The organism is Planctomonas sp. JC2975 (genome assembly GCF_012985205.1).
In the GTDB taxonomy this organism is placed as follows: Bacteria; Actinomycetota; Actinomycetes; order Actinomycetales; family Microbacteriaceae; genus Humibacter.
Window position 1 is genome coordinate 1 of record NZ_JABEKS010000003.1, and the last position, 14,625, is coordinate 14,625.

Consider the following 14,625-nt stretch of genomic DNA (forward strand, 5'->3'; position numbering starts at 1 on the left):
ACGCTCGACGCCTCCCAATCCGCATGACGAGGGCAGTAACGATCGGCACTATAGGAGACGGGTCGAGGCCTAGCCTGCCAGCCCCAAGCGCACACGGAACGGCCCGAGCACACAAGCGGATCCCTCGTGACGCATCAGCGCCGTGCTGATGCGTCACCATGGGATCGGTTTGCGGGCAGGAATCGACGGCTGGATCAGCGACCTGAGCACGCGCGGCCCGAAGCAGGTTCGGTCACGAGGACCCTTCAGCGGTCGGTGGGCCATCCGTCGACGACGAGATGTCGGACCTTGGCCAGGTTGCCGCTGACGATTAGATCGCGAACTGCCGTTGGCCGAAGTGCCTTTGACGGCAGATCGGCGACCGGAAGCCACGCCTGCACCAGGTGGGCTTCTCGAGACTCAACATCCTCTCGATTGATCGTCGCGCTCACGTAGTGCTCGAGTCCATGGATGCGCTTGTCGCCGACTACGAATCGGTTCTCCACGACGAAGAGGTACTCCCACGCGGTCAGGAGCGCATTAGTCTCCTCTTCGACCTCTGCACGCAGCCTGGTCTCGAATGTGTCTCCGATCTCATACTCACCGCCGATGAATGCGTAGTTGCTGCCTTGTGAGTCGGTCGGTCGCTGGACCAGCACGCGCGCCCGGTCGTCCGAAAAGATGATCGCGCGAACGGAAGTCCGCACGACCTCACGGGCAGCGACCGCATCAAAGAACTTCTGCTCTATTGAAGACACGTCGGTAAGTCAATAGCATCGTCCGGCGTCCGGACAGCGCCATGTTCTCGACCGATGACCGCTCCTCCAGTGAGACGGTCAACGCCGGCGTTCACGCCCGGATCCATTAGCGCATCGAAGCGGGTGGCGTCAGCCGATGGAGATTCGGTCGCGCTGCTGGTGGGCGATGTGTTACTGGGTATTGATCAATGTGTCTTCTGGTCGCGTTGTGCGGGACGCGTTTCGTCGCGCTCGGATAACGACGGCAGCTCCGGCTGTCGCGTAGCCGAGTACGAGGACGACTAGGTAGATAGGGTCGCGTCCGAACCAGCCGTGAACGGCCGACAGCGTGGCGAACGGAATGCTGACCAGCACGATGACTGCTGCAACCTCCGCGCGCCGGATGAGTGTGAGCACTGCTGCGACAAGCTGGGCGGTCAGGCATCCGAAGTACGCCAAAGCTGGCTGTATGACCGTGTCGAAGAAGGTCGACGTGCCGTAGGGGTAGCCGGAGACCACATGAGCGAGAGGCAAGGGGCCGAACACTGCCGGTGAGATGAAGAAGGCCAGCAGCCAGCCTCCAGCGCTGATCAACACCACACGTCGTCGGGGGCGCGCGGAGAGTGACGCCATTAACGCGATCACGCAGGCGAAGATCGCGGGCATCGCGCGCAAGAACCCGAAATGGCCAACCCCCCAGTGCGCCAGTGCGATCACCGCAACGGAAGCCATGACCGTCGCGCCAAGAAGGCAGCGATACAGCCAGTCGGGCGCGGTGACAGATGCGAGCATCGCGGTGACGGCCAGCCCGGCAACGATGACGAATGGGGTGAGGAAGGGACCGAATGTCTGGGTGAACTGTTCGATGACAACGCGATTCGCGCCACCCCAGGGTGCCCATTCGAAGACGACTCCCGCGAACAACGCAAACGCGCCGAGCAAGCCGACCAGGATTGACGACTCAAGACGCTGTACCTTGCGCGGAACGACGGCCTCGCCCCTGGCGACGAGCCCTCCCGTGACGATCCCCACCTTCTCGAGGCCGGTCAGCCGATCCCGGCCCTCCGCCTCTGCGAGATCCAGGAATGTACCCAGCATCGCCGCACCGTTCTCCTCGCACCAACGCTTCGGATACCAGACGGACCAGCGGTGGAAGTCCCGACTCAACCGCACACTCATGCCACACCGCCGGCAAACCTCGCCGCGCTGCGAGCGTCCAGACGCTCGTTCGCCAAACGCGATTGCCTCGCCATCCGATCCGCTTCGGCACGTAACATCTGCGCGCCGGCATCACTCAACGCGAAGTAACGACGCAGCCGACCATCCACAGCCTCGTCGCCTGCACGAGCAATCAGCCCGTCCGAGGCCAACCGATCCAAGGCCGCGTAAAGCGAACTGACTTTCAACCGCACCCGACCCCCGCTGAGTTCTTCGGCTTCCCGGATGATTGCGTACCCGTGACGCCGCCCGCCAGCTAGGACCGTCAAGATCGACAGCGCTGGATCCTGTAGAGATTTCAGCTCCATGCCGTCAACTATGCTCCATCAGCCGGAATATGCCAAGGGAAGAGGTATCGGCTGGCGAGTCATGGCTGAATCCGACCCCTCAGCCACGCTGGAGAATGAAGTATGGAGAGGTCCGTTACTGACGTATCCCGCGCCTCGCGCGGACGATCTTCACCTGCCAGGCGCGGATACGGATCCCGCTGCGGGCACAGCTCGACGAGTTCCTGTGCGACTGCGCGGTGGCGCATCGCTGATTGATGCGCCCGGCGTACTCGGGAGTGCGTCGGGGTGCTGCCGTGTTTAGAGGTCGACGACTTCGCCCGCATGATGTCGATGCCCTTAATGGTGCCCGCCGCCGCGATGCGGCCGGCGTGGGCGCTGAATGCTTGGTGGTAGACGGCTTCCGCGTTGGCGCGCGCGTCCTCGAGCTCGCGGCCGAGACGAGTGATCTCCGTCCGCATCCGCTCCATCTCGCCGCTCAGGTCGGCGATCACCTCGAGGTAGCCGGAGGCGAACACATCGAGCTCGTGCGCGTTCATCTGCCCGTAGTTGGTGCTCATCATGGCCCCCCTCCCCCGCTCCCCTATCTCGTACCTACTGGCAGCTGTCGCACTGCAGCAGGTCTATCGGATCCACCGGCACCGCGTATTGCGCATCCGACGTCCGATAGTGGCGGTCCCCCGGCTCGGCATTGCGCGCGTGGGCTGCCATCCACATGTCGGCGGCCGCCAGCTCCCCCATCGCGTACAGCAGCCCGTACAGTGCATCAATCTCCTCGCAGCTCATCGCCGACGCGATGTAGTCCGCCATTTCCTGCCTGGCCCACTGCCCGGTGAAGGTGAGGACTGCGTTGGTGTCGGTGATCAAAGTGCTCATGATGATTTCCCTCTTGTTGTGTGTCCTGGTGAATGTCAGTAGTTCGGCGCTTGCGTCGAGCTGCGTGCATTCACTGGACCCCTGCCGAATGCTCTGGTGTGGACGGGGCTGGCGGGGGTTCCCGTGGGTTTAGTCGGTGCGTTCCGGGCGTGGCGCGAAGCGACGCGGCAGTGGTTGCACCGACCGTGGGAATCGCTTGTCGATTCCCAGCCCTCGGGGTTCATCGGCTGCCACGGCCACACCAGGGCACTCCCCCGCCCGCAGGGTTGATCGTTCGTGGGCGACGGCGTCGCCAGACCAATTGCCCGTCGTTCCGGGTGCGGCAGGCGCCGGCCTGCCCCACCCCGGCGGGTCACACCGCGTCGGCCATCTCGCCAGTGTTGGACACTGCACCGGATGCGAGTTGTTCGACACCGGAGAGGGCGTAGCCCATGCTTCGAGTTGGCTGAGGTAGGCGCGGGATTCATCGTTGGGCCGGCGCCACCAGTCACGGTCTGCCGCCGCCTCGTATGCAGAGAACGCCACCGCGAGCGTCACCCGGTGGGCTTTGGTGGGGTTATCCAACGCCCAGGCGGCCAAGCGGGCACGAGATTCGAATTCCGCTTTGATGTGCAGCGCAGCCCGTGCGAACTCTTTGCCGTGATCCGCTGCGATCGTCATGTGGAACTCGGTCAGGGTGCGGCCGATAAACCCGCTGACGTCGGCGGGCAGCTTCGCACGCCCGAGGAACTCGGTGAGCCAGGCACGGCGGACCGGTTCGGCGGCGTCCTATGCCTTGTTCCGCTCGATCAGTACCTTGCGGCGGCCTTCTGCTCGGCCGTCTATTCCCCGGTCGTCGGCACCGCGTATTCGTCAGTGCCGTGACCGTATGAGGACAGTGGCTGGTGTGCGTTTTGGGTGGTGCACACGGGCGTGATGGTCGCTTCGTCCGCCCACGGAAACACCTTCACGTAGACCGCGTGCCCCGGGCATGCCGCGGCGTGCGCTTCCGGGTCGAGTTCGGGTCGCACCCCAGCGGCAGCGGCCGCGTCGATGAGCCGGTGCAGGCTGACGAAGTCACCGTCGGAAGCCACGACGCGGATGCCATCCGCCTCGAGCTGCGCAGTGACTTCAGCACACTTTGCAGCATTGGCACGGTCCATACGCAGCCGGGGCACGCGGTGGATCAGTTGGTCATGCGGGTACTCCGCGGTCCACCTCATCTCGGACAGGGCACCGTCATCACCTTCGAACTCGGCGAACAGGATCGCCTGGTCGAAGCTGAGAGGCTGGCCGACCGCTGCCGTCGTCGCAGCCTCAGATCCCGCCACTGCCAAGGTCATCTTCACGCGTGCCCTACCGGTCCCGGTCAGCTTGGCGATCGCCTCACAGACCGGCAAGCTCCAGCTGGCGGAACTCGGCCAGCCGCTGCCGATCGGTGAGCGAATCTCTGCGCCCGTTCACGACCTCTTGTTCCGCAATCCGGTTTGCTTCGGTGACTGATATGGGCAATGAGCAACACAGCAACACCACCGACCAGATCCTCGCCGCGACGCCCACAGAGATCGGAAGCACTTTGCCGTCCGGCCTCGTCGAGCGTTCCACCGGAAGATCTACGACGTCGAGGACGTTATGCTCCAGCCACGACTTCGCCATCGATTTGCCGCTTCAAGATCAGCGCTGCGGGCAGCGCCAGTCCCGATCAGGAGGACGGGATAGAGCAAGGCATAAGTCTTACCACCTGCCACAGCCGTAACTGCCTGCTTTGCCGCCGAACTCAAAACGTCCAGTAAGACGTCGAACTGATGGACGGACTCACACTTCAATATGGCCGAAGGCTCCTGGAGAATAAACAACACGGGGCGGAAATCCGAACGCCAGCTGGAATCCCTGAGCACTTCATCAAGGGCGTCCCAATTTCTTCCAAAATAGCTCGGAAATCCAAACGCTTGAGATATCTCTTCCATCAGCTGGACCTTGGTCTGCATTTTGCGTCCATCAGCCCAGATAACCTGATACTCGTCCTGACGATCCTCAATGATCTCCGCTAATTCAGTAGCTTCGACTTCCATTGCAACTGGATCACTACTCATCATGAAAAGGTCCACCTCCTCCACCACCACCGACGACCCAAGATTCCCCAGGTAGAGACTGAATTTCTCCTTGGCCAGCCGATTCTGACTCGATAATTGACCACACACCATCCGGAGAAACATTGTATGCCGATACCCCCGCTCCTGCGCGGATGTTTATAAACGATCGGTAGTGCTTAATGGTGACCCAAGCTGATCCATCAGAACCGGTGACGAGCCGAATGTTCCCGCGGAAGTCATTAAATTGGACGTCCCATTCCTGATAACTAAGAGGATCACCATTTGCATCAACCTTCGGCAATAGGCCTTCTCTATTTTCAAAAGGATCACCACCTGGTATTTCATCCCCGTCCCCTCCAGCCTTCCCAGCGTCGATGGCGGCTAGGCGAGATTTTGCGGCCTGCAAGACTGGATCACCACTGGGCATTGTGGCAACACTCACCGAGCGAACCACCTCAGGAAGTCCGATGGCTCCTTCGATATATGGCCGAACACCCATCTCTCCCGTGAAGTCATTGGTATTGATGGGATCACTTGGATAGCTGTACGGATTGGCATTACCACCCTCGACGGGATCTATCTGAAGGAAGCGCCCAAGGTCGGGCACGTATTGCCGTGCGCCCAATCGAGATTCACTGATATCACCGATGACGTCAGTAAACTTCCCAGCGCCGCCGCCGAAACCCTGGATGCTGCTGGGCATTGATGTAGTCGACGTAAGGCCGGTGTTCGCTGCGATAGTTTCCAGCTGATCGCTGCCTGTGAGCGGATCTCCGTAGGGGTCGTATAGCTGGGTGGCTCCTTGTTGCTGGCCGGCCCCGTCGGTTACGAGCATCGTGTTGCCCTGGACGTTTGAGAACGACCACAGTGAACCCGACGATTCGATGCTTTCGGAAACGCCACCAGGATACGTGAGCGTGACATCGGTCGTCTTTCCGTTCACCAGAATGCCGCCATCGGCGTAATCGTATGTATTGGTGCCGCCACCCGCGGTGATGGTTTCTTGTACGACTCGGCCGGTTGCATCGCGTATGTACTTGATGGATGCGGCGTTCGCGGATACCCCCGCACCGGTCGACGTGACAGCGAGCAGCTGGTTATCGCCGTTGTAAGAGAGGGTTTGGTCGGCGAGGGTGGTCGTGTTTCCGTCGATGTCGTATGCGAGCGTGGGTGAGGCACCGGTTTCGGTGAGGTCGTCGGCGATGACAGGGCCCGCCCCTAAAGGGGCTCCAGCGATGGTAGTTCCGGTCAGTTGGTCCGCGTTGTCGTAGCAGTACGCGGTCGATGTGGTCGTGTCCGTGCCTCCCCCCGTGTGGAGGTCGGTGAAGCTCGTCCGATTCGAGTCTGCACCGGCATTGATATTGGCACCGCACGCGGCGGCGCCGAATCCGTATGTGAGTGTGTTGCCCGGTATCGCAGCTTGGGTCAGTCGACCGGCCGTGTCGTAGGTGTAGGTCGAGTACGACGAGGTTGAGGACGAGTCGCCCTGGATTATTGCTACGCCGTCCACTAGAACGCGACCTGACTGCGACGGCAGCTGAGCAGAGACGATCGTTGTTTGCCCGTTTGGCAGAATCCACCCGACGAGGTCGAGTCGCCCTGTGGGTGCGTACTGGAATTCTCCTGACACCGGAGAGCTTGTACCATCCGCGGGGTAGGAGACGCTTGTCATGACGCCATCTGTGTAGGTTGCTTGCGCCGAGTCTGTGCCGTTGACGGTTTCGTCGGTAACCTGCCCGTCGACGTTGTATGTGTAGGCGACGGTGGTTGCGGTGTTGTCGGGCTCCGTAGTGGTTTCAGTGGTCACTTGGCCGAGTTGGTTGTATGCGTGTGTGGTGACCGCGCCCCAGACGTCGGTGCTACTCGTCGTCTGCCCGTCTAGGTTCACCACGGTGGTAATGGTTCCGGAATTCGGGGAGCCCGATACTGGCGATTCCAGTGTGGTGACCAGCGGACTTGGGGTGCTGCCGTCTGAGTAATGGCCGCTGCTCACTGCGTATGCGGGGTTACCATCCAATACAGGGTAGGACTGGGTGGTGACCTGTCCGCGCGCATCGTAGGTGGTGCATGACCATCCGCCCGCGCTGTTGCGGGATCCAGCGAGGCGCCCCCAGGTGTCGTAAACGTATTGGGTGATGGTTGCTGACCCAGCCGCAGGTGCTGGGCCGGCAGAGGCCTCGAGCATTCCGTATTGCGGTGTCGCTAACGGCACTCCGCATACTGGATTGGTCATGTTGAGCACGGTGCCGTATCCAGTGGTCGCCGGATAATACGTGTTCGTCGTGGTCGTCCCTGAACCGGCAGGTCTTGTAGAGGTGAGTTGCCGGTTGTATCCGGTGGTGCCGGTTTCGTAGGTGGCCGTGCTGGTCAGGTTCAACCCACCGGGATCAACGGTTGAGCTGGTGACCTGCCCCATCCACGGAGTCGACCCGTACGAAGTGGACGTACTCGTGGACGGCACCTGACTGCTCGAGACTTCCGAATAGCTCGATGGTGCTGAATCGTCCGAGGTCGTATTTGTCACGAGTGAGTAGTCGGGCGATAGGTCGACGGCCGGAATCGGCACGTTGTTCGCGGGCGTGGTCGGTACCGCGTGTCCGGGAGTGGCCCAGTCGAGTTGTAGTTGTGCACCGCCGGGGTCTTGCACGTAGACGAGGCGGATGCGCATCGTCTGTCCCGCGGTTACCGTCACGGGGTAGGCGGGTGAGTAGTGCGGTGCCCCACCAGGCAGGTTGTTGATGACGAGCATGTCGTTCAGCCACAACTCGGTGCCGTCGTCTTCATACGTGTAGATGTTGAATGTGCCGGCGGTGGGAAACGTGATCAGGCCGGTGAACATCGCCGACCAGTTCGTGCCGGCACTGCCACCAACTACAGTTCCGGTGGGTCCGGTGATAGGGGACACCGCAGCCGTGCCGCCTGAGGTAGTCCAGGTGTAGTTGATAGCACCATCGGTGCTCCCACCGATGGCGCCGGGCGCAGCGGGGATGGATACGGACTCGGCTGCCGGAACCCCGGACAGAGTGGTGTTGTTGTACCACTTAGCGTTCAATCCTCCCGCCATGCCCTTGAGGGCGCCGGCGCCATCGTAGGTGGTGGCGGTGTGCGCGACGGGCATGCTCAGCTCGGAACATGCGCCGGTCACTCCGGCCGCTGGAGTCTGGTTGTCGGTAATCTGACCGAGCGCTGCTGAGCTCATCGAGGGAAAGCAGGAATCCGGTGCCGGTCCGAACGTGTCCGTTGGACGATGTTGCGAGTCGTAGCTGGTGGTGGACTCGTGGCCTTGCGGGTCGATCTGTGCCATCAGATCGTCCGAGGTGTTCCAGTACGACTGCGTCGTCAAACCTGACGCACCAGTCGTGGTGACCTGCTGCAGGGACTGGTTGAAGGTCACGGTTTCCGCGTGACCGTCGGCACCATCTGAGGTTGGCATGGTGGGCTCGCCCGCGGCGTCCACGTACGTGGTTCCGAGGCTCGCGGTGGCGGGCTGGGAATCGTACGTGTAAATCTTCTGCGGCTGCGCTGACGTTGTCGTACCGTCAGGGGATGGCAGTGTCACCGTGGTGACGTACCCGGCCGTTGCGTCGTTGGTCTCGTCGTACCCGATGACCGTATCGACGGTGGCCGGCGGTGTGCCGGTCAGCCCCTGGGAAGCAAGCCAGTCTGTCGCGGTCGCCGATTGAATGCGAGACAACAGATACTCGCCAGCCATGGGGCCGGTGCCTTGTTGGGTGTATCCGAAGTCGGTGATCGCGTTGCCCGGGTTCACCACCTGCGCCAGTTGTCCGTTGCTGTCGTAATACAACTGGGTGGTCGACCCGTCCGGGTATGCGATCTGGCACAACATACCCGCATCCATCCCGGTCGTGAAGCTCGACCCGGACGATGGCGCACAGGCACCCACTCCTGTCCCAGTCGCTGCGGCACTAGTCGCGTTCAGATACGTGAACTGCACCTGACGGCCGTAAACGGCAGGACTTGCCCCGTTGGACGACAACCGGTCGGACAGACTCGTCAACTGACCGGAGGAGTTGTACACCGGCACCGGAGCTGCAGGATGGCTAAGGTCTTCCGGCGTTGTGGCGCTGACCACATTGCCTGCCGCATTGAACTGATACACAGTACCGGAGGCGTCGGTGAAGGACAGGTTCCCGTTCTGATCCGTCGTGAGGACACCGCTGTCTCCCGGTGGCGGGGTGTAACCGCCACTCGAGGTCTTCGTGTACGTGTACGTCTGCCCGTCCGTGCCCTGCAGCGTGACGTAACCCTCGTGGATCTGCGCACCCGAATACGCGTCAGCATCACCGGCGATTGCCCCCGATCCAGACCATCCTGAAGGCAGGATCTGCGCCGATTTCGTGAACCACGACGCCGGGACGACCTGTGCCGTCGACGTCTGCCCGACCACCTGCGCCTCGAGGGAAATGAAGGACCACACGTTGATCTGCGAGTACTGCACGGTGATAGGAATCGGCAGGCTAATTGTCTGCCCATTCAAACTCGCCGTGAGACCGTTCGCGGCCACGATCAGTTGTTGCGATGCGGAGGTTCCCCACTGCGGGGTGTACCCGGTCAACGGGGTGTTCCAGTAGTTGAGGACGGTCTGCTGTGAGCTGCCAGTTCCGAGCATGAGCTTGGCGCCATCGTCGTGCACAAGACCGAACTCGTACGTCCCTGGGGGTGGGGTGATGTACCCGGTCCATTGGGCGAGAAAGTAGTTCGCCGGGACACCGGGGCCGGGCGAGGCACCATTCGACCAGTCGAAAGAGATATCCGGATCTGTACGCACCAACGCTGGGGCTGGCAGCGACGAATCGAACTGCAGATCCGCAGACGAACCGCTGGCCGGCGTCCGATCGAAGTAGGACCCGACCAAGCCCGCATTGCCCTGCAATTCCGAGTTGTAATTGAACGACATCCCCATCGGACCACCAACCGTCTGCACGGTTGGCGAGGTGAACGATGCCGAAGCGTTTCCATTCGCGAGGTTCACCGTGACGGGCCCGGCGGTGTCAGTCGGTGACGGGCCCGGCGTGGAAACCCTCAGATTCACTGTCAGACGCTGCACAGTCGGTGTCCAGTCGTCATACGAGTCGTTGATGACCTCGTCCCACGTATAAGAGCTCGAGTCGTTCAACAATCCAGCCGGAACTGTCCAAGTCACGGTCCCTGCCGCAGCGTCGATCACGCATGCGGATCCGGTAGCGGCACAGACTGGCGACAGGGCGACCTGTCCAGAGACACCATCAGCGCCGGTGGTGATCCGGATCGCGTAGGACAGAGCCTGCCCGTTCGTCGATGTCGCTGTCGGTGCAATCAGCGTTGGGGTGAGATCGGCGACGATCGAGTGGTCGGATGGGGCCGGTGGTGTCGCTGACACGATGGGATTTGAGGACGTGGTCCACCCATACACCGGCGACGCACCGACGACGCCGTACGTGTCCTCCGCTTGCACCTGCCAGTAGTACTTCGTGCCAGCAGCCAGAGTTCCGGCAGGCACCCTCACCTGTGTCGACGACGTCCATCCGGTCGACCACAAAGGGTTCGACATGTTCGAGTTCGGTGACACCGTGAAGTCATAACCGGCATAACTGCCGTTGCCACCGCCACCAGCCGCAGACAAGGTCGGGGTCGCGGACCCGGTCCCGCTCGTCGGTGAAGACGTACCAGCGGCGAACCCGTCCCCATCAGGTACCGAGACATGCGTGGCCGACGCTGACACGTTCGGCTCGTAGGAGATGTACATCTCCAGGCCGAGGTCCTTATAGGTGTACGAACCCGAGGCTTCCTGACCGGTCAGCATCAAGTAGTTCCCGCTCGAGCCGGCATTCACCCACGAACTAATCTGGTTCGTCAACCCGGCATCCGTCGCGTACCCGTAGCCAGACCCTCCAGCCGAGATAGTGATCCCCGAAAGCCAATTCCCCACGCCCCCGTAGTTGAAGGCGCTCGCCCAGTAGACGTTTCCCGTCGTTTGGTTCGTGGTTCCATTGTTCAAGTACCACTCTTCGATCTCAGCCCCAAGAACGTGATAGCCGAAGAGTTGCTCGTAGTTGAACGTTGTGACGGTCCGCCAATATGTGTCGCCGCTTGCCCGGGAGTTGCCCACATACGCGACCCCGCCCAACACCGTCCCGTTCGACTCAAAGGACTGCGCATTCTGCGCACTCGAGGACGCCGTCGAAGGATCGACGTAGACGGGATAGATGCGCGACGAATCGTGCAGCCAGGATGCGTCGGCTGTCAGGGTCAGACGCCAGTCGCTGCCAGCTAGCTTCGTGAGAGTGGTCGGCACATCCGTAACGACCGGGCCACGCTTGCCGTCCACGCCCGACGAGTCCTGCATTGCCGGAGTCGGCGTGACAAAGACCTGCGCCCCCTCCGCATCCGTGTAGATGATGTCGCCAATCTGATCCTTCGACAACGTCAAACCCGGAGCGTGGATGGTCCATGACCAGCTCGGGTTAGCTGAAGTTGGTGGTGCCTCGAGCACCACGGTTTCCTTCACCGCGCCCGGCTTCACCTGATACGACAAGTCGGTGTTCGGCAGAACGCTCTGATAGTCGACTGACGACTCGGCGCCGCCACCACTGGCAACGCGATCCACCAACGGGGCCTGACCCGCGGCCACCTTCCGAGCACCCGACAAGGAGAACGACACAGTGTGCTTCCCCGAGGACACCGAGTACTCCGCCCCGGTCGCCGAATGAGAGAACTTCGGGCTCAACGGGTTGTTATCAACCTTCAACCCACCCGTCGCCGAATCAGCGACGACCTTCGTCGACACCGGCACCCAAGACCCCGACGAGTTCTTCACGTTAAGCGGCTGGACCGATTCCTCCAGAGTCCGCGTCCCGTTCGGGTTCTCGTACAACTGCGTGAACTCGCCCCGCTTCACCACCTTCGACTTCGCCCGGTCGAACCCTCCCTTCTTCGTCGCATCCGTCGACGACTTCGCCTTCGGCAATGACACCTCGCCCACACCGGCCGAAGGCCGGAAACCCGAGTTCGCCTTCAACGAAGCCCCATGGTGCAGGGTCCCTTTCTTCACCGGAAGCGCTCCCACATCCGACGCCGAATGCCGCTGACTCGCTGAAGCAGGGGAAGCCGGAATGACGGCCCCCGCGAGACCGATGAGCACGATCGAAGCAATCGCCAATACCGCCACAGGAGTCGACCACTTCCTCCTCGGAAGCGAGCGCAGAAGACCACGGCGAACGGGCATAGTGACTCCCTCGAACTGGAGCCGGAAACCGGCTGTCAGCCCGACCGTAGAGCCCAAGTGAGAGGACCTCATATAGCACCCCGGTGCCATTTTTCCGAGCGCCTGGGCGCCTCTAGTCGCTCAGCGAAAGCTCAAGGTTCCCGATTTGAAGTCGACGGCCGACCGTGCTGTACACTCTCCTCACTTTCCATCCAAGAGAACCCTGGTTGCAGTGTGGCAATAGCAGCTCCCCGTCCGCATGGCGCAACGACGCGACGCGACGTTGTTGAAGCAATCGTTGGCAGCTACCTGATCGCCCTCCACGATTCAGCGCGGCCAATCGTTCAAACCCCGGCCAACGTTGCAGCAAGACGCAAACACGCTCGCGAAGTCGTCATCGACGTGCTCATGGTTCTTGAAGGTCAGCAAAGCGTGCGAACCGAGGCGCACACAAGTCCGCGGCTCATCGGAGGAGACTTCCTCGCCTCCGGCCTTGACGCACGCGAGGCCATGCGGGCAGCGCACACGCTCTTCGGCATCGCCCTGACCGAGCTCAACAAGCACGCTAAATGGGCCCCTACCGAGATCGCCATGGCACTGAACGCACACATTCTCAACGACGTCAGCGAGATCATCCTCGAGACCATCTCTGAGGCGAGGACTTCAAGGCAGGAAGTGGTCGACGCCGCGCGCATAGCGGGCCTTCTGAGCCATCGAGAAGTCGAAGTGTTCGAGTACATCACACGACAGGCCTCCACGAAGGAAATCGCCCAACAGATGGGCATCGCCGAGCACACCGTCAAGCACCACATCACAAACATCGGCCGCAAATTGCAGGCCAGCGGACGCCGTGGACTGCTCACACGCGCGCGCGAACTCGGTCTTCTTATTGCCACGCCAGTAGCGGTCACTGGGACGATAACAGCGATCAGTACGCTCACCTGAATCAGCCAACAAGAACTACGACTAGTGTCCTGGCTTCCGATGCCCGTGATTAGCAGGGATGACCGGGCCGAGCAGAACAACGAGGTGAGGAAGCGGCGCCCGGCTTGCAGGTGTCCGCGCCAGGAACACAGCCCTGGCCATGACCCGCCGATAGCCGTCTCTTCGTGCTACTCTCAAGGCACTACATCCCCCACGCCTCTCGACGATGCGCACTTGGGGGATTTTCTCTGCCCAGCGAGAAGGGACCGCTGGATGCCTCGACCGCCGCGACCACGCGGATCGCTGCCGTACGAGAAACCACCGCTGAGCGTCGACCAACTCGTCGACCGTCTCGCCGGCCGCGGCCTGCAGATCCCAGACAGGGATCGCGCGATCAGATACCTGCGCCACATTGGCTACTACCGGCTTTCGCCATACACGATCCCGTTTCGGCAGAACGGATCCGACCATCTCGTCCGCGAAGGTACATCCTTCGATGATGTCTTGGACCTCTATGTGTTCGACCGCGCGCTACGGCTCATAGTCATGGACGCGCTCGAACGCGTCGAGGTAGCAGTACGAGCTGCGCTCACCGATCACATGTCGACGACATACGACAACTCGCACTGGTACACGGACCCAACGCATTTCCGCGACCAGCACAGGCACGCCGGCCTGCTCAGGATCGTGCGCGAGACATGCGAAGACCGCCTCAACGGGACACCGGACTCCGGCGAAGACGCGCTCGTACACCGCTCCGCACTCGAGCACTACCTCACAACGTACGGTTCCCCGGAACTCCCGCCCTCATGGCTCATGGTCGAGACACTGACCATCGGCCAACTCACCAGCGCATACCGCAACCTACGGAACCGGTCCGACCGAACAGCAATCGCCGCGAGCATCGGACTGGCCGCGCCCGTCCTCGAGTCTTGGTTGCAAACCTATGTCCGCGTGCGGAATGTCTGCGCACACCACGGACGACTATGGAACGTCGGCCTCGGCGTCTACCCCGCGATCCCGAACTCACCATCGATCTCCTGGCTGCAAGCCCCCGACGCACTCCCCGAGAGGTCGCGGAGACGGCTTTACCCCGTGCTGATCTCGCTACAGTCAGTGCTCGACACAGTCTCACCGCGAAGCAGCTGGGCACAGCGACTCTACACACTCCTCAAATCTCGCTCCCCAATGAATCGCGCCGGAATGGGCATACCCGAACATTGGACAGAAGACCCCTTCTGGAGTCTCCACATCGAGTAACGCTACGCACGCAGGCGGATCCGCAACAGTGCCTCGCGTTGGGCGATGACGGACTCGCGGCCGGCTGC

Annotated in this window: 10 protein-coding genes; 2 read left to right on the forward strand and 8 right to left on the reverse strand. The window is 61.8% G+C overall.

Features of this window, described 5'->3' with window-relative positions; genetic code table 11:
- Positions 1–245: 245 nt before the first annotated feature.
- The 8 genes from HII28_RS16115 to HII28_RS16155 all read right to left on the reverse strand — a co-directional run bounded on the left by HII28_RS16115 (position 246) and on the right by HII28_RS16155 (position 12,220).
- Positions 246–737, reverse strand: coding sequence for an NUDIX domain-containing protein (locus HII28_RS16115; RefSeq protein ID WP_170026895.1), 492 nt, complete (start codon positions 735–737; stop codon positions 246–248).
- A gap of 171 nt (positions 738–908) precedes the next feature.
- Positions 909–1,748: a hypothetical protein gene (locus tag HII28_RS16120; RefSeq protein ID WP_170026896.1), complete on the reverse strand. Its 840-nt coding sequence runs from the start codon at positions 1,746–1,748 to the stop codon at positions 909–911.
- A gap of 143 nt (positions 1,749–1,891) precedes the next feature.
- Entirely contained in the window at positions 1,892–2,242 is a 351-nt protein-coding gene (locus HII28_RS16125; RefSeq protein WP_170026897.1) for a PadR family transcriptional regulator, read from the reverse strand.
- Between the two features lie 59 nt (positions 2,243–2,301).
- The gene (locus tag HII28_RS16130) at positions 2,302–2,784 is read right to left on the reverse strand and encodes a hypothetical protein (RefSeq protein WP_170026898.1); all 483 of its coding nucleotides are present in this window, start codon (positions 2,782–2,784) and stop codon (positions 2,302–2,304) included.
- A 31-nt stretch (positions 2,785–2,815) separates the two neighbouring features.
- On the reverse strand, positions 2,816–3,097 hold the full coding sequence (locus HII28_RS16135; protein WP_170026893.1) for a hypothetical protein: 282 nt from the start codon (positions 3,095–3,097) through the stop codon (positions 2,816–2,818).
- Positions 3,098–3,918: 821 nt separating this feature from the next.
- Complete coding sequence (locus tag HII28_RS16140; RefSeq protein ID WP_170026899.1) at positions 3,919–4,419, reverse strand: hypothetical protein; 501 nt, start codon at positions 4,417–4,419, stop codon at positions 3,919–3,921.
- Between the two features lie 270 nt (positions 4,420–4,689).
- Positions 4,690–5,172: a barstar family protein gene (locus tag HII28_RS16150; RefSeq protein WP_170026901.1), complete on the reverse strand. Its 483-nt coding sequence runs from the start codon at positions 5,170–5,172 to the stop codon at positions 4,690–4,692.
- Positions 5,162–12,220, reverse strand: coding sequence for a PA14 domain-containing protein (locus tag HII28_RS16155; RefSeq protein WP_170026902.1), 7,059 nt, complete (start codon positions 12,218–12,220; stop codon positions 5,162–5,164). The genes HII28_RS16150 and HII28_RS16155 overlap by 11 nt, the downstream gene beginning before the upstream one ends.
- A 387-nt stretch (positions 12,221–12,607) precedes the next feature.
- Between HII28_RS16155 and HII28_RS20750 the strand changes: the two genes are divergently transcribed.
- Both HII28_RS20750 and HII28_RS16165 read left to right on the forward strand, forming a co-directional pair.
- Positions 12,608–13,318 carry a LuxR C-terminal-related transcriptional regulator gene (locus HII28_RS20750; RefSeq protein WP_170026903.1) on the forward strand — a complete coding sequence of 237 codons (711 nt, stop codon included), beginning with the start codon at positions 12,608–12,610 and terminating at the stop codon, positions 13,316–13,318.
- Between the two features lie 213 nt (positions 13,319–13,531).
- Positions 13,532–14,557: an Abi family protein gene (locus HII28_RS16165; RefSeq protein ID WP_240978325.1), complete on the forward strand. Its 1,026-nt coding sequence runs from the start codon at positions 13,532–13,534 to the stop codon at positions 14,555–14,557.
- Positions 14,558–14,625 lie beyond the last annotated feature (68 nt).